We start from the raw sequence: 15706 nt of genomic DNA, 5'->3' as shown, positions 1-15706 counted from the left end.
GCGACTTGCCGCCTGCGGTTAAAGGTTATTCTGCATAAGGATTGGCAAAGCCCAGCTTGTGCATGACGGCGATCTCCATCGCCTCCATGAGTTCGGCCTGGGCATCAACCTCATGGTCATAGCCGTGCAGGTGCAACACGCCATGCACGGTCATGTGTGCATAATGGGCAAGCAGGGGCTTGCCTTGCTCAACGGCCTCTTTGGCAACCACGGGCGCACAAATCACAATATCGCCCATGAGAATAGGTTCTTCGGTGAGGGAAAACGTCAGCACATTGGTGGCGTAATCACGACCGCGATACGCTGCATTTAACTGCCGCCCCTCCTCTTCATCCACGATGCGGATGGTCAGGCTGGTTTCTACGCGCAGCGCAGCACGCACCCAACTTTTAAATTGTGCCGAAGTGGGAATATCGGTTGCTGTAGAAGCTAATTGCAAAGAGAAATCTAATGCGGGCATAACGTCAAGTTTTCTGTAGAATATCCGTCATTATAGAAAGAAAACCCTCAAAGGAAACGGTGTGATGACAAATCGCCCCAAGCTGGTGGTTGCCAACCGCAAAATGCACGGCAACTTGCCAGACAACCAGCAGTTCATGCAAAGCCTGTTGCAACAAACGCGCCATCATCGCGCCCGTTATGCGGTGTGCCCGCCACACCCTTACCTGTATCAAGCACAACAACTGCTGCAAAACAGCCACATTAGCTGGGGCGGACAAAACATGAGCCGCCATGAACGGGGCGCTTACACCGGCTCGGTATCGCCACTGATGCTGAAAGAATTTGGCTGTACTTACGTGATTATTGGCCACTCAGAGCGCAGACAGCGTGGGCATGACAGCGACGAAACCTGCGGTGAACGTTTTGAGGCCGCACTAAAGGCCGGGCTGACGCCCATTTTATGCATTGGTGAAACGCTGGATGAATATGAACAAGGCGAAACTGATCTGGTCGTCGTACGCCAACTTAACCCGGTCATCGCGCATGTCGGCATTCAAGCCTTATCACAAGGCGTAATCGCCTATGAACCCGTCTGGGCCATTGGCACCGGTAAAGCGGCCACACCACAACATGCACAGGCCATTTTGTCTTTTATCCGCGGCCATATTGAGTTGCTTGATGCGCAAGCGGCAGAAGACACGACTTTGCTGTATGGTGGCAGCATGAACCCAGGCAATGCTGCGCAGCTACTGAGCATGCCGGATATTGATGGTGGCCTGATTGGTGGCGCGGCACTGGTAGCGGATGACTTTATCCGGATTTGCCAGATTGCCAACGAATTAACACCACTCAAAAGCGCTGCCTAACGAGCAAGCGCCTGTTTAGTCATCATGGCAGCACCAATAAAAAAGCCGACTTTCGTCGGCTTTTCTACATCTAAGCAAGCTTGGATTTTAAGTAAATCCTAGGCTTTAACCAAACCAGGTTTAATTAAAACCAGATTACTCAAGTCTGAATTACTTAGCTTCTTCAGCTGGAGCAGCTTCAGCAGGTGCAGCTTCAGCTGGAGCAGCTTCAGCAGGAGCGGCTTCAGCAGCAGGTGCCTCAGCTGGAGCTTCAGCAGCTGGAGCTTCAGCAGCAGGTGCCTCAGCAGCAGGCGCTTCTTCAGCTGGTTTTTCACCACAAGCAGTCAAAGCCAGAGCCAACAATGCAGCCAACAATGCAGAACGTGTCATCTTTATTTCCTTAGTATGTATGAGCAAAAAATTATGTACGGACAATCCCCTTGATGCAGAACCAGCCGAGTAAAAAAATTGTATCAGTAATTCATTAAAAAAAGAACGCACATTGTCTTAAAAAACATGGATTTTTTTGCGTAACATCCACATCAAGCTGTTTTTTTGACAAAAACACCGGCAAATCATTTGTCATCAATGCAATTAAGCTGTTTTTTCGGCCAAATGCACATAGCCAGACAAATACATTTCGTGCAGCCATGGCAGCACACTGTCCATGATGCCCCCTTGGCATAACGCTGGCTCAAGTTGCCGCTGATTGGCGAGCAGATTCAATAATGGCGCGCCTTCAGCAGAGACTGGCACCTGTTCACCATTGATAAAATACTGGCCTTGCCAATGCAGCATTTGCGATTGCAAGTCCATGACCACGCCCTCTTGTGCCAAACGTTGCGAAAACTTTGCCAGACTGAGCTTGCGATTAGGGGAAAAAACAACATAAGCCTTGGGCTCAGAAAAATACTTCGCTAGAAAAGGCCCCAATTGCGCAGGCTGCCAGGGCAATCGACGCAGCATCTCTGCCACATTATTCACCATATCAGCATCTACCGCCGCCGCATCGACGACCGGCTGCAAATCGGGATCACGATACAACTCGTCCGGCAAACCATCCTGCCGACAGGCATCCAGAAACTCTATCGCCAGCTCTCGGGCCGCCGGGGCACGAAAGCCGATGGAATACGTCATGCAGTCATCGTCTTCAGCAATGCCCCAATGCGCGACATTGGGCGGTAAGTAAAGCATATCGCCAGGCTCCAGCACCCACTCCTGCTCGGAGACAAAATGCGACAGAATACGCAAGGGTGCATCAGGAATCAGCCGTAAATCGGTTTGCTGGCTGATGCGCCAGCGACGTTTGCCTGCGCCTTGCAGCAAAAAAACATCATAACTATCGATATGGGGGCCGACACCGCTGCCGGTAGGCGCATAGCTAACCATGACGTCATCTAACCTGGCCGTGGGGATAAAGTCAAAGTGGGAGAGCAAGGCTTGCGCTTCCGGCATGACATGATTCATGCCCTGCACCAACAGGGTCCAGTGCTGTGCAGGCAAGGCGGTAAAGTCATCATCGTCAAACGGCCCTTGCGTCACTTGCCAGCCCTCGCCCAAATCTGCCCGTTGGGGATCAAACTGTATCAATCTGGCGGGCACCTCGGCATCACACGCCAGGCCAGCCAACTCTTCCGGATCAAGCAGACCTTGAAAACCTGGCATCGCCCCTCGAATCAACAACGGTTTTTTTTGCCAGTATTCCGCCATGAACTGGGCTGGCGTCAGGCCATTGAGTAAAGTCAGTGCTTGTTGCATGATTAAATTTATCTAAAAGGAAGAAAAGGAGCGGCGGTGATACTTTGTGTCAGCCGTGAAATAAAGCGTTGCGATTTTTCTGCCAGTGTCAGCGCCAGTAAATCAGTGCGGGCCATCAGCTTGCTAAACTCGCGCTCAAAACTGAGGTTTTGCACTTCACCAGGTAAGCTATTGGTGAGCAGCAACAACTCGCCTTGGGCATTTTTGGCATTGGTCAACTTCCATACCGCAATTTCAATATTTCTGGCCGCATTATACAAATTTTGCGGCTCTATGCTGTCAGTCAGAAAAAAGGCCGATTTATTGCCATGCGCTCTAAACAACATGGACTGGATGCCAACCACCAGTGCCAATACGCGGTCTCCGCTATATTGCGCATTGAGTGCCAACTTAATGGCCGCGGTATCTTGCGCGCCACCCAGCGCCTCAAACTGCCAGTGATGCACGCCCGTTTGCTCAAACACATAGCTGGCAATCTGCTCCGGTGAGCCCAGGCCTGACTTTTGCGCCTCTGCCGGGTTACGTTTGTACAGCTTGAGCATGAGCAAACGCAAGGTACTGACGTTCTCGCTATATTCGATATCTGCCAGACGATCGAGGTCCGTTTTGACCAATTGATGCAGCGCATTACGGTCTTGCCGCACCGGCACCGGCCGCCCGTTGGGTGAATCCACATAGCCGCCATCCGGCGTCGTGCTGCATCCGGCCAGCAGTAATATCATCACATGCCAGCCGCACACCCTCATGCAGGCAATACCCGCTGCGCCGGAAACACAATCTGAAAGCGGCTGCCTTGCCCTGGCTCACTTTCAACCTGCAGGCTGGCCTGATGGTGGTGCAAAATATGTTTGACGATAGACAGACCGAGCCCGGTGCCGCCAGTATCACGACTACGACCACTGTCAACACGGTAAAAACGCTCCGTCAGCCGTGGTAAATGCTGCGGTTCGATACCAATCCCGGTATCTTGCACAGCAAACACAACATCTTCACCACGCATCTGCCAGTAAATATCAATCTTGCCTTGCGCCGGGGTATAGCGCACAGCATTGCTGGTGAGGTTACTCAAGGCGCTTAACAGCTCATTGTAACTACCGCGCAAGTTGACAGTTGTCTCCATGTGCAAGCTCACCGTATGCTGGCCCTGGCTCAAGGCCTGTGCATCTTTTTGCAACTGCTTGAGCAAAGCAGGCATGTCAATATCGGCTTCGTCTTTGAGCGTGACGTTATTTTCCAGGCGCGACAAGGTCAGCAAGTCTTCAATAATACGGCGCATGCGCGTCGTTTGCGACTGCATCATGTCGAAATAAGGCTGGATATCTGGTGAAACTTCGCCTTGCATATCGCTGATGGTTTCAAGAAAGCCGCCGATGACCGTGAGCGGTGTGCGCAACTCATGCGACACGTTGGCAATGAAGTCGCGACGCATCACCTCGGTTTTTTCAATCGCAGACACATCGCGGCAGATCAGCAGGCGCTGCTTGCTGGCAAATGGAATAATCTGTAATTCGAGTGTCACATCCGGGCTACGCCAGGACTTGAGTTTGAGCGGTTCACTGTAGTTTTCTGCCTGCAGATACTCGACAAACTCAGCTTGCCGCAGCAAGTAATAAATGGGCTGATTTTCATCATGATGGCGCTTTAATCCCAGGCGTTGAATCGCTGGCTCGTTAAACCATTCAATTTCGTTGCGGTTATTAAGCACCACCACGCCGTCAGGCAAGGCGCTGGTGGCATGACGCAGCCGTTCCAGCGTGCTGCTCAGTTGGCTTTGGCTGCGAGAATGACGGCGCATTTCATGATAAAGGTTGGCAAAGATATCTTCCCAGATGCCTTTACCATTTGGCATAAAATTAAGGCTGGGTTTAAGCGCCCATTGATACAAGCGATGAATCCAGTATATGTGCGTCGCCAGGTACACCAGCGCTCCCGCGATAAACAATAACCAAGCCGTTTCTGCATGGGTAAACCAGCCGAACATCAGGCTAAAAAATGCCCAAAACAGCAAACTCCAGAACGCTTTCCAACGAATATCTTGCACAAGCTATTCTCAACACATCAATGTCGGCGATTATACGACACATCTGTGCGCAGGCAATGACAGCATGATGACAGCAGCATAGTGGCTTACTGCACAAGCGTACGGAGAGATTACTCGGTCATCACCGGCGCACTTTTTGCATAAGGTTTGGCCAGCGGCTCACCGATAAACACGCCTTGCATCGGCCATTTTACGCTCTTCCAGTAGGCCTCAATCAAGGTTTCACCCGACAAATAATGCGCCAGCACAATTTGCGGATTAGGAAATTTTTGCCAGTAGTTACAAGGTTCGGAAACCGTGCCATAACTACCGGTGACACCGGCATCCAACCAGCGCGACGCTGGCATCTGCCCGTTATAATTCGCCAGCACGCCACCACTTGAGGTCAGGTGATCGGCAATCGCGCCTGGCAAATAGGTATTCGTCAACATAAAATCGACCTGCTTTTGCCCGGTAAAATAAAACATCACCGCACCCTGGTTTTCAATCGACTCGTGGCTCAAAGTATGCAAAGTTAGCTTTTTGGATTTGATGGTCATGCCATCTTGCGGAAAAAATGGCTCACGCGGCTTGGAGCGCGCAACATCGCGCGTTTTGAGGAAGTAGCCATCGGCGTCATTTAAACTAAACTCACTCAGCACGCCGCGATCAATCAAGGCCTTAGCGGCCTCTACGCTGCTAATCGGCAGCAGCATGGACAAGCGGAGATGATGGTCTGCCCATGGCCGCAATGACATGCTGTTAAAGTAAGGGCTATCACGGCCAGGGTCACAGGTTTTGCGGCACTGGTTTAAATCCAGCCCCAAGGTCAGCGCACTAGTGATGCTGTTACATTGCACGGCAAATGGTGTACGCCACACCAGGAGCAAGACCTGCTGGCTGGTCAGTTTGGCATCGAGCTGCGCCTTTAAAGCCTCAAACTCAGGCACCGTCAGTGCATCCTTGGCATGCCTTGGTAACTCCACGCCGATCAGGTTTTCTACAGGCACTTGTCTCGCCTGCAAATAATAGCGGGCGACCTCTTCACTCTGCGCATCGTTGACGTTGTAAATAACCGCGACATCTTCGGGCTTTAATAAAGAAGGCCTCAGGGGGATTTTTTTACTCACATCCACCCCGCCTGCCATCGCCTGCGCGGCAAACAGCATCACACCCAATCCAACCCAGACAAGCACTTGTCTCAAACGATGTCCTACACCCATCAACTCAACACTCCGTTGCGATTGCAAAGATACTACGCCGGCAAACAAACCAGCGTAAAATTCAATCTTATCCTAGATTGAATGAATTCAAGAAAACGAGACAAATAATGACGACACAAACGATTTTAATCACAGGCGCCAACCGTGGTATCGGGCTGGAATACGTCAAACAATATGCCGAAAGTGGTCATCAGGTATATGCCACTGTACGTGAGCCAGCACAGTCCACAGCGCTGCAACAACAGACAGCCAAACACACCAACATCCAGGTTTTCGCACTGGATGTCAGCGATGTGAGCGCTATTCGCGCGCTGGCTAATCAATTATCAGCACTCACCATTGATATTTTAATCAGCAATGCCGGCACTTACCCTGACAGCGCCTTTGGCAACACCGACCCGCAAGCCTGGCTGCACGCGTTCCAGGTCAATACACTCACCACCTACTACCTGGCCGAAGCCTTTTTACCGCAACTGCGCCGCGCCAGCCAGGCAAAACTTATTGCCATGACTAGCAAAATGGGCAGTATAGAAGACAATGGCAGTGGCGGCGGATACATTTACCGCAGCAGCAAAACCGCTTTGAATATGGTAGTCAAAAGCCTGGCGCTGGACTTGCGTGAATTTAATATTGCCGTCGCGGCCCTGCATCCGGGCTGGGTGCGTACAGATATGGGCGGGCCGAATGGCTTGATTGATACTGCAACCAGTGTGCATGGGTTACGGCAGGTGATTGAGGGGTTAAACAGTGCGCAATCGGGGGAGTTTATTGCTTATGACGGGAAGAGGATCCCCTGGTAACTTGCTGTGCGTAGCATTGCCTTTCGCCTCTCGGCGAGTAACTTTTCTTTGCTTGCCCAAAGAATAAGTCACCAAAAGAAATCCACCCCAGCTTCCGCTTGTTTCCTGTGCTACTCGACTTGCAGGACGGTCAGATGGGGACCCCGAAGCAGCGCCAGCCGAAAGAGCGCTGAAGCAACCCTGTAAAACTCAAACGCTTGTTCACCCACTCGCCCTTATCAGCGTGCATCCGCGTTCATCGGCGGCCGATTAAGCTTTATAGGGACTACGTTCCTCCAGCTCATCCACATAGTCCTGCATGGTATTGGCTTCGCGCGCTAAAAAGCGTGCCACGCTCTGGTGAAAATCAGGATGACTGAGCCAGTGATAGGAGCAGGTTGCATAAGGCGTGAAGCCGCGCGCGAGCTTGTGTACGCCTTGCGCGCCACCTTCAAAATAGCGAATGCCATGGCTAATGCAAAACTGTTGCGGCTGGTAGTAACATAGCTCGAAGTGCAGACAGGAAATATCGCGTAAGCTGCCCCAGTAGCGGCCATACAAGGTGTCATCGCCCAGCACGCACAAACTGGCGGCGACGTCTTCGCCATCCTGGCTGGCGATAAACAGCCTGAACTGTGCAGGCATATCATGGCTAATCTGCTCAAAAAACGCTAAAGACAAATAAGGAGTGCTGCCATGTCGTTGATACGTATGGCAGTAGCATTGATAAAACAAGGCGAGCCCTTGCGAGCTAACGTCATGCCCGCTCACCACGCGGCAATGCACGCCTTGCTGGGCAACTTTATTGCGCTCCTGACGTATTTTTTTACGTTTATCGCGGCTAAGCGCAGCCAAAAAAGCTTCCCAATCCGCATAACCTGGATTCTCCCAGCGAAACTGCACACCCTGTCGGCGTAAGCCGTCGGCGGCGGCACAGGCGTTGGCTGAAGATGCATCAGGAAACAACACATGCAAGCCAGAGAGCGCATGCGCCTGGCATAGTTGACGCATCTGCGTCAGCATTGCATCTGCCAGAGCGGCTGCACTCTTACAGTCAGGATGTACGAGTATGCGCGGCCCGGTGACTGGCGAGAAAGGAATCGCTGAAATGAGTTTGGGATAATACTGACCACCCGCCTGCTCGTAGGCATCGGCCCACGACCAGTCAAACACATACTCGCCATAGGAGTGCGTTTTGATATAACAAGGCGCAGCAGCCACCAACTGCGCGCCCGCAAACACTGTTAAGTGATACGGAATCCAGCCGGTTTGGTGATCGACCGCAGCGGACAACTCAAATGCACGCAAAAACGTGTAATCGAGCATGGGATGACGTCCGGCCAGTCGTTGCCAGTCGGCAGCCGCAATTTCCTGCAAACCACGATGCCAGACAAACGATAATTGGCTGATATCCATACAGACTGAACGACTAATCGGGGATAAAACAGAAAGCAAACATGCCGCGGCTAAAGATTGGCATGTCTATTGGCATAGCTCAGCGGCTTAGCTGGGACGTTTGCGTAATGCCGAAACGTCTTTGCCGGTGGAGTTCACCGTGCTATTGGCAGGAATCACCGCCGTCGAGGGTTTAGATTTATTTTTTGATTTATCGCTATCTGAATCAGACACGATGGCTTGCTGTGCCTGCGTTTTTGCCTCTGCTTCACGCTGGCGCTCGACCATTTGCGCATAGGCATTTTCGAGCTCATCCAGGGTAATGACACCATTACCATCGAGGTCAACATAAGAGAAATGACGGGCGACTTGTGGTAAACAGAGGGTGGCTTCTTCGCGATCCAGCGAATCATCGTTGTCGCGATTACACTCATTAAAACGCTGCGAAATGCTGTCGTGCATGATTTTGCGTTTTTGCAGCATGAGCTGATGGTCGGGATCGGTATTGCGCGCATAATCAGACAGCGCCTTGCGCAAGCGTGCACGATCTTCAGGACTGAAGTTGTGCTCAAGGGTTTTAGACAACCCCACATCATCGTTATCGACCATGCGGTTATCCGTCAGCCGAATCGGTAACTTCAGGTCGGCAGACACAGGTAATGCCAGCAACATGGTCGTTGTCAGCAAAAAAACCTCTTTCAAATGTTTGTTCGCTCTACCCATCCACATCCAAACGTAATACCTTCATTCTTGTTTTACCAAGTCTTGTTTCACTCAGAAAGGTCTTGATCCACTCAAAAAGTCTTGTTTCACTCAACGCTTTTTGAAAACAATCTTTTTAAAGTAAACCCAAGCACGATTAACATGACAGATATTGCCTGACTCTAAAATCAGGCTGACTAACATAACGCAACTATGGTCGCAGTATCAACTGATTTAACAAAAAATAGCCAATGTTTCATCACTGTCAGGCCATTTTCAGGTGGTCATCTTGCCTCACGATTGTAAATGCAATATTTCATCCCCACCGCTATTTGTAACCAAGTTGTAACTAGCCCACTTCATGCAACATACGGCTTGGAGTATAATAATGGAGATAAGTTTTACGGCTGAGCCGTTTTAGCTCCTTAGGTCAGGTCATCCTGATGGCGGCCAACTGCGTTAACAAAAACGCCCGCTTCTGTGTTAAAAGGTACGTATGGCAGAACAGTTAAAAAAAATATTGATGGTTGATGATGATTTGCGTATGCGCGAACTTTTACAGCGCTACCTCACCGAGCAAGGATTCAATATCAAATCCGTTTCCGATGGTAAAGAGCTGGACAAGGCGATGTCTGCCGAGAGCTTTGACCTGCTGATTCTCGACTTGATGCTACCGGGCGAAGATGGCCTGGCTATCTGCCGCCGCCTGCGCGGTGCCAACCACATGACGCCAATCATCATGTTGACCGCGCGTGGTGATGAGGTAGACCGCATTGTTGGCCTGGAAATGGGCGCAGATGACTACCTGCCAAAACCATTTAATCCACGTGAATTGCTGGCCAGGATCAACGCGGTATTGCGTCGCCATGAAATCAGCCCCAAGCAAGTCGTAGAGGAAAAAAGCGCTGCGTTTCAGTTTGGTGAGTTTGTGTTTGACACTAACACGCGCAGCCTGACCAAAAACGGCGTGCCAATCACCATCACCAGCGGCGAATTCACTTTATTAAAAGTGTTTACCGAACATCCGCGCCAGCCATTGTCGCGCGATCGCCTGATGCAGTTAGCCCGTGGCCGCGAACTCGATGTATTCGACCGCAGCATAGACGTGCAAGTGTCACGTTTGCGCCGTATTATCGAGCCGGATCCCGCGCATCCACGCTACCTGCAAACCATGTGGGGCTTTGGCTATGTGTTTATTCCAGATGGCGAAGCGCCGCAATAAGCGATTTACCTAAGCCTAATTCACGTGCGCTTACTGCCTCGCCGACTGCTGTCCCGCATCATGTTACTGATTGCCATTTTGCTGGCCGTCAGTATCTATGCGTCGCTCAAAATCTTTGACTATTTTGACCGCGAACCACGCGCGACCGCAGCCGCTTTGCAAGCCGTCACCATTGTAAACTACACGCGGGCCTCACTCATTGCTTCACACGAAAACCGCCGCCTGGCCTTACTGTCAGAGCTGTCTGGCCGCGAAGGCGTGCGCGTCTATGCGGCAGACTTTCTCGAAGACATTGAACCACTGCCGCTAGACCCGTTTATCAATCTGGTGGCGCAGAAAATCCGCGAGCGCATGGGCGAAGAAACCATCATCACGGTCAATCATTACGACATCCCCGGCCTCTGGATCAGCTTTAATGTCGGTCAGGACGACTTTTGGGTGGTCATTCCCAAAATCCAGGTTGACCGGCCTTTTCCGTGGCATTGGCTGGGCTGGGCCGCCGTGGTGGGTTTACTGTCGCTGGTCGGCGGCTATCTGCTGACTGCGCGCATCAACCGTCCACTGACCATGCTGGTGCATGCAGCCGAGCGCTTACGCAATGGCGAACCAGCGCCCAAACTGCCGGAAGACAGCGTGGAAGAGTTGCGCGAAGTGACGCACACCTTTAATGAAATGGCAGAATCACTGGCGCGGCTGGATGCCGAGCGCACCTTGTTATTGGCAGGCGTGTCACATGATATCCGCACCCCGTTGGCACGTTTAAGGCTGGCAGTCGAAATGTTGCCGACAGAAGCCGACTACATGAAGCACGGCATGATTGAAGATATTTCTGACATGGACAATATCATTCACCAGTTTTTGGACTTTGTGCGCGGTGTCGAAGGCGAGCCGACACGCATGATGGATATCAACGACTTGCTGCATGCCCTGGCAGAACGCCAACGCCGCGCCGGGCGCGAGTTAAAGGTCTCGCTGGGGCCTAAATACTTTATTCCCATCCGGCCCCTGGCCATGCAACGACTGCTGGATAACCTTGTCGGCAACGCTTATAACTACGGCAAAGGTAAGGTAGAGGTGCGCAGCCAGGTCATGGCTGACAAAATCGTCATTAGCGTGCTCGACAACGGCCCCGGCATTCCGCCTGAACATGCAGAGCGCTTGTTACGCCCATTTGAACGCATGGACAGCGCGCGTAACAAATATGAAGGTGGCAGCGGCTTAGGGTTGGCCATCTGCAACCGCATTGCCACCTTGCATAGCGGCCAACTGGCACTGCTTAACCGCAGCGAAGGCGGGCTGGAAGCCAGACTTTCACTGCCGATTCTGCCTAATACCTAATTCAGTCGTTGCTGGGCGTAAACCAGTTTAAGCGTGCACGTAATCTCACCACCTCACCAATAATGGTCAGGCTAGGCGGCTTAAGCCCGGCAGCAGCCACATCCGCGGCCAGATGTTGCAAGGTCGATTCCACCACTCGCTGCTTCTGCGTAGTGCCTTGCTGAATCACCGCCGCAGGCATCTCAGGTGATACGCCTTGTGCGATCAGTTTGCGACAAATCTGCTCCAGCCCAACTAACCCCATGTAAATCACCACGGTTTGCTTAGGGCGTGCCATGGCCTGCCAATCGAGATCAATCGTGCCATCTTTTAAATGCCCGGTAATAAACAAACAGGCTTGTGCGTAATCGCGGTGCGTCAGCGGGATACCGGCATAGCTAGAGACGCCATTAGCGGCCGTGATGCCAGGCACCACTTGAAACGGCACGCCGTGCTGCATCAGGGTTTCAATCTCTTCACCGCCGCGGCCAAAAATAAACGGATCACCGCCCTTCAGGCGTAATACACGCTTGCCTTCGAGCGCCAGCCTGGCCAGCAAGGCATTAATCTCCTCTTGCGGCAGTGTATGCTGATCGCGCGATTTGCCGACATAAATCAACTCAGCATCACGGCGCACCAACTCCATGACTTCTTTACTGACCAACTTGTCATACACGCAAACATCGCATTGCTGCATGAGGCGTAAGGCTCTAAACGTTAGCAAGTCAGGATCGCCAGGACCACCACCCACCAAATAGACCTCGCCGCGCGCGGGCGCATCTTCGCTTTGGCTTAACAACTCCCCCAACAACTCACGCGCCGCCTGCTCCTGGCCAGACAATACCCGCTCAACCAAGGGGCCATTGAGCACATCCTCCCAAAAGCGGCGGCGTGCAGGCATATTGGTAAATTTAGCTTTGACCTGCTCACGAAACTCGCCCGCAATCGTTGCAATGCGGCCATAAGCAGCTGGCAACATGGTTTCAATCTTACTGCGGACATAGCGTGCCAACACCGGGGCATTACCTTCACTGGACACCGCAATTACCACTGGGCTACGGTCTATGATAGAGCCCATAGTAAAGGTGCATAACGCAGGCGCATCCACCACATTGACCGGGATATTCAAACGCTTGGCCGCAATAGACACGGCTTCATTCACAGTTTCATCATCGGTCGCCGCAATCACCAAACAGGCGCTGGTCAATTGCTCAGGCTCAAACTGTGCCTGCACATACTCAATCTGATTATCATCGCGCAGTGCCTGCAACTCCGCGCATAACTCGGGCGAAATCACCACTACCCGCCCCTGCGCCTTGCGCAGCATCAACACCTTGCGCGTCGCCACATCGCCGCCGCCAATCACAAGACACAGGCGTTGCGCAATATTAAAAAAAATCGGTAAAGCTTGCATGAAACAATGCTCAAATGAAAGAAGCCTATTTTACCGCAGTCGCCAAGCGTGCTGGGGTTTCATCTGCAAATACGCTAAAATACTGTTTTTGTGAGAAATTTAGCCTTCAATGAAGCAGGACAGCGGTAAAAAAATATTCATCAAGTCGTTTGGTTGCCAGATGAACGAATACGATGCCTCGCGCATGGTGGACCTCATGCGCGAGCACGACGGCATGAGCCAGACCGACAACATGGAAGAAGCCGATGTCATCCTGCTCAACACCTGCTCGGTGCGCGAAAAAGCCGAAGAAAAAGTGTTTAGCCACCTTGGCCGCATGATCCCACTCAAAGAGAAAAATCCTAACCTGGTGATTGGCGTCGGTGGTTGCGTCGCCAGCCAGGAAGGCGACGCCATTATCAAACGTGCGCCTTATGTGGATGTGGTATTCGGCCCGCAAACCCTGCACCGCTTGCCTGAATTGATCAAAGCCAAACAGACTGAAAACAAGCCGCAAGTCGATATTACCTTCCCCGAAATTGAGAAATTTGACCACTTACCGCCGCCACGCATCGAAGGCGCGACTGCATTTTTGAGCATTATGGAAGGCTGTAGCAAGTATTGCAGCTTTTGCGTGGTACCTTACACCCGCGGTGAAGAGTTCTCGCGCCCGTTTGAAGACATTCTGACCGAAGCCATCCAATTAGCCGAACAAGGCGTCAAAGAAATCACGCTACTGGGGCAAAACGTCAACGCCTACCGCGTGCTGTATCAAGGCATCGAGGCTGACTTAGCCATGCTGATTGAAACCGTGGCCGAGATTCCACAAATCGAGCGCATCCGCTATACCACCAGCCATCCCAACGAGATGAACGAGCGCCTGATTGCCTGCCACGCCACTGTGCCCAAACTGGCAAATCAATTACATTTACCAGTACAAGCGGGCAGCGACCGCATTTTGATGGCGATGAAACGTAACTACACGGCGCTGCAATATAAAGGCCTGATTCGCAAACTCAAAGCCGCCAACCCGCAACTGACGATTACCAGCGACATCATCGTCGGCTTCCCGGGTGAAACAGAAAAAGACTTTCAGGCTACGCTCAAGCTGATGCGCGACGTGGGCTTTGATTACAGCTTTAGCTTTTTATATAGCCCGCGCCCAGGCACACCTGCCAGCTACCTGCCTGACGAAACGCCACAAGCCGACAAAGCCGCTTGGCTCAAGCAACTGCAAACCGAAAACGAAACCAATGGCGACGCTATTAGCCGCGCCATGTTAGGCACGGTGCAGCGCGTGCTGATTGATGGCCCGTCATGGAAAGACCCTAGCCTGCTGGCCGGTAAAACCGACAACGGCCGCGTCGTGGACATTGCCGCCGATGCCCGTTTTATCCACCAAATGGTGCAAGTCAAAATTACCGACGTCTACAACCCAAAACGCCTGGTTGGCGAAATTGTGAATTAAGCATGGAAATTACGTTAAGCCCCGAAGACAACCTGATGCTGGCCAATCTATGCGGCCCGCTGGATGAAAACATCCGCCAACTCGCCAACGGCCTCGATATCGACATCAACCGTCGCGGCAGCACCTTTTACCTGAGCGGCACGCAAACCAATATGCGTCTGGGTGCACAAATGCTGGAAAACTTTTACGCGCGCGCCAAAAAGCCAATCGAGCTAGAAGACATACAACTCGGCCTGGTCGAAATCGACAAACTCAAACCGGAAGAAGTCGCTAGCAGCACCATGCCGGTGCTCATGACTCGCCGCGGTGATCTACATGGACGCACACCGCGCCAAGTCAGTTATTTGCAACAGATTCAAGACCATGACATCACGTTTGGTATCGGCCCTGCCGGTACTGGTAAAACTTACCTGGCAGTCGCCAGCGCGGTGGATGCCATGACGCGCGACCGTGTGAAAAGAATCGTGTTAGTCCGCCCAGCGGTCGAAGCCGGTGAGCGCCTAGGCTTTTTGCCGGGCGACTTGAACCAAAAGGTCGACCCCTACCTGCGCCCGTTGTATGACGCGCTGTATGACTTGGCAGGCTACGACACCGTGAACAAAATGTTTGAACGCGGCGCCATTGAAGTCGCGCCGCTCGCCTATATGCGTGGCCGTACGCTCAACCAGAGTTTTATTATTCTAGACGAAGCGCAAAACACCACGCCAGAGCAGATGAAAATGTTTTTAACCCGCATTGGTTTTGGCACCAAAGCCGTGATTACCGGCGACGTGACGCAGATTGACCTGCAGCGTCATCAGAAAAGCGGCTTGGTAGAAGCGCAAAAGATTCTCAAGGATGTGAAGGGCATTGCTTTTACCCAGTTTATGTCGCAGGACGTGGTGAGGCATCCGTTGGTACAGAAGATTATTAATGCGTATGAGAAGTTTGAGCAAACGGCGCAGAAAAGTGACTAAGTAATTCTGAATTGGCGGTGTATTAGCAAACTAGAGCTTATTCAGGCAATCTAGAAAAACGTTATTCTATTGATTTATTCATAACTTTTTTGCGTTGATTTAGCGACTTCTTTCGCCTTGTTGGCGAGTTACTTTTTTTGCTTGCCCCAAAAAAGTAACCAAAAAGAGGGCACCCAGCCATCACGGC

Annotated in this window: 15 protein-coding genes; 6 read left to right on the top strand and 9 right to left on the bottom strand. The window is 51.9% G+C overall.

Annotation, left to right across the window (positions count from 1 at the left end; all coding sequences use genetic code 11):
- Positions 1 to 25 precede the first annotated feature (25 nt).
- Positions 26 to 460, bottom strand: a complete 435-nt coding sequence (gene ybeY, locus E6Q52_RS10365; protein WP_292821727.1) for an rRNA maturation RNase YbeY — start codon at positions 458 to 460, stop codon at positions 26 to 28.
- A gap of 64 nt (positions 461 to 524) precedes the next feature.
- Between ybeY and tpiA the strand changes: the two genes are divergently transcribed.
- On the top strand, positions 525 to 1307 hold the full coding sequence (tpiA, locus tag E6Q52_RS10360; protein ID WP_292821725.1) for a triose-phosphate isomerase: 783 nt from the start codon (positions 525 to 527) through the stop codon (positions 1305 to 1307).
- A 150-nt stretch (positions 1308 to 1457) separates the two neighbouring features.
- Here tpiA and E6Q52_RS10355 read toward each other — a convergent pair whose 3' ends face one another.
- From E6Q52_RS10355 to E6Q52_RS10335, 5 genes are all read right to left on the bottom strand, one after another.
- Positions 1458 to 1676 carry a hypothetical protein gene (locus E6Q52_RS10355; protein WP_292821723.1) on the bottom strand — a complete coding sequence of 73 codons (219 nt, stop codon included), beginning with the start codon at positions 1674 to 1676 and terminating at the stop codon, positions 1458 to 1460.
- Positions 1677 to 1880: 204 nt separating this feature from the next.
- On the bottom strand, positions 1881 to 3044 hold the full coding sequence (locus E6Q52_RS10350; RefSeq protein ID WP_292821721.1) for a cupin domain-containing protein: 1164 nt from the start codon (positions 3042 to 3044) through the stop codon (positions 1881 to 1883).
- 8 nt (positions 3045 to 3052) lie between these two features.
- The gene (locus E6Q52_RS10345) at positions 3053 to 3766 is read right to left on the bottom strand and encodes a hypothetical protein (protein ID WP_292821719.1); all 714 of its coding nucleotides are present in this window, start codon (positions 3764 to 3766) and stop codon (positions 3053 to 3055) included.
- A gap of 20 nt (positions 3767 to 3786) precedes the next feature.
- Positions 3787 to 5085, bottom strand: a complete 1299-nt coding sequence (gene phoR, locus E6Q52_RS10340; protein ID WP_292821718.1) for a phosphate regulon sensor histidine kinase PhoR — start codon at positions 5083 to 5085, stop codon at positions 3787 to 3789.
- A gap of 110 nt (positions 5086 to 5195) precedes the next feature.
- Entirely contained in the window at positions 5196 to 6260 is a 1065-nt protein-coding gene (locus E6Q52_RS10335; protein WP_292821769.1) for a TIGR03790 family protein, read from the bottom strand.
- 134 nt (positions 6261 to 6394) lie between these two features.
- Between E6Q52_RS10335 and E6Q52_RS10330 the strand changes: the two genes are divergently transcribed.
- Complete coding sequence (locus E6Q52_RS10330; RefSeq protein WP_292821716.1) at positions 6395 to 7087, top strand: SDR family oxidoreductase; 693 nt, start codon at positions 6395 to 6397, stop codon at positions 7085 to 7087.
- 249 nt (positions 7088 to 7336) lie between these two features.
- Here the strand turns inward: E6Q52_RS10330 and E6Q52_RS10325 are convergent, their stop codons facing one another.
- Complete coding sequence (locus E6Q52_RS10325; protein ID WP_292821714.1) at positions 7337 to 8482, bottom strand: GNAT family N-acetyltransferase; 1146 nt, start codon at positions 8480 to 8482, stop codon at positions 7337 to 7339.
- 87 nt (positions 8483 to 8569) lie between these two features.
- Entirely contained in the window at positions 8570 to 9148 is a 579-nt protein-coding gene (locus E6Q52_RS10320; RefSeq protein ID WP_292821712.1) for a hypothetical protein, read from the bottom strand.
- A 511-nt stretch (positions 9149 to 9659) separates the two neighbouring features.
- Between E6Q52_RS10320 and ompR the strand changes: the two genes are divergently transcribed.
- Both ompR and E6Q52_RS10310 read left to right on the top strand, forming a co-directional pair.
- Positions 9660 to 10385, top strand: a complete 726-nt coding sequence (ompR, locus tag E6Q52_RS10315) for a two-component system response regulator OmpR (RefSeq protein ID WP_292821710.1) — start codon at positions 9660 to 9662, stop codon at positions 10383 to 10385.
- A gap of 60 nt (positions 10386 to 10445) precedes the next feature.
- Positions 10446 to 11723 (top strand): sensor histidine kinase, encoded by a 1278-nt coding sequence (locus E6Q52_RS10310; RefSeq protein ID WP_292821708.1) that lies wholly within the window; start codon positions 10446 to 10448, stop codon positions 11721 to 11723.
- Position 11724: 1 nt separating this feature from the next.
- Here E6Q52_RS10310 and cysG read toward each other — a convergent pair whose 3' ends face one another.
- Positions 11725 to 13116 carry a siroheme synthase CysG gene (gene cysG, locus E6Q52_RS10305; RefSeq protein WP_292821706.1) on the bottom strand — a complete coding sequence of 464 codons (1392 nt, stop codon included), beginning with the start codon at positions 13114 to 13116 and terminating at the stop codon, positions 11725 to 11727.
- 109 nt (positions 13117 to 13225) lie between these two features.
- Here cysG and miaB point away from each other — a divergent pair, with 109 nt between their 5' ends.
- Both miaB and E6Q52_RS10295 read left to right on the top strand, forming a co-directional pair.
- On the top strand, positions 13226 to 14563 hold the full coding sequence (miaB, locus tag E6Q52_RS10300) for a tRNA (N6-isopentenyl adenosine(37)-C2)-methylthiotransferase MiaB (protein WP_292821704.1): 1338 nt from the start codon (positions 13226 to 13228) through the stop codon (positions 14561 to 14563).
- Between the two features lie 2 nt (positions 14564 to 14565).
- Positions 14566 to 15519 carry a PhoH family protein gene (locus E6Q52_RS10295; protein WP_292821702.1) on the top strand — a complete coding sequence of 318 codons (954 nt, stop codon included), beginning with the start codon at positions 14566 to 14568 and terminating at the stop codon, positions 15517 to 15519.
- The last annotated feature ends 187 nt before the right edge of the window (positions 15520 to 15706 follow it).

It is taken from the genome of Methylophilus sp. (assembly GCF_008015755.1).
In the GTDB taxonomy this organism is placed as follows: domain Bacteria; phylum Pseudomonadota; class Gammaproteobacteria; order Burkholderiales; family Methylophilaceae; genus Methylophilus.
The sequence above is the reverse complement of the archived record's forward strand: the minus strand, read 5'-3'. Positions and strand labels throughout refer to the sequence as shown.

Coding starts and splice junctions, on each gene's coding strand:
- ybeY (WP_292821727.1), bottom strand. CDS start 460: ATGCCCGCATTAGATTTCTCTTTGCAATTAGCTTCTACAGCAACCGAT.
- tpiA (WP_292821725.1), top strand. CDS start 525: ATGACAAATCGCCCCAAGCTGGTGGTTGCCAACCGCAAAATGCACGGC.
- E6Q52_RS10355 (WP_292821723.1), bottom strand. CDS start 1,676: ATGACACGTTCTGCATTGTTGGCTGCATTGTTGGCTCTGGCTTTGACT.
- E6Q52_RS10350 (WP_292821721.1), bottom strand. CDS start 3,044: ATGCAACAAGCACTGACTTTACTCAATGGCCTGACGCCAGCCCAGTTC.
- E6Q52_RS10345 (WP_292821719.1), bottom strand. CDS start 3,766: ATGATATTACTGCTGGCCGGATGCAGCACGACGCCGGATGGCGGCTAT.
- E6Q52_RS10330 (WP_292821716.1), top strand. CDS start 6,395: ATGACGACACAAACGATTTTAATCACAGGCGCCAACCGTGGTATCGGG.
- E6Q52_RS10325 (WP_292821714.1), bottom strand. CDS start 8,482: ATGGATATCAGCCAATTATCGTTTGTCTGGCATCGTGGTTTGCAGGAA.
- ompR (WP_292821710.1), top strand. CDS start 9,660: ATGGCAGAACAGTTAAAAAAAATATTGATGGTTGATGATGATTTGCGT.
- E6Q52_RS10310 (WP_292821708.1), top strand. CDS start 10,446: ATGTTACTGATTGCCATTTTGCTGGCCGTCAGTATCTATGCGTCGCTC.
- cysG (WP_292821706.1), bottom strand. CDS start 13,116: ATGCAAGCTTTACCGATTTTTTTTAATATTGCGCAACGCCTGTGTCTT.
- miaB (WP_292821704.1), top strand. CDS start 13,226: ATGAAGCAGGACAGCGGTAAAAAAATATTCATCAAGTCGTTTGGTTGC.
- E6Q52_RS10295 (WP_292821702.1), top strand. CDS start 14,566: ATGGAAATTACGTTAAGCCCCGAAGACAACCTGATGCTGGCCAATCTA.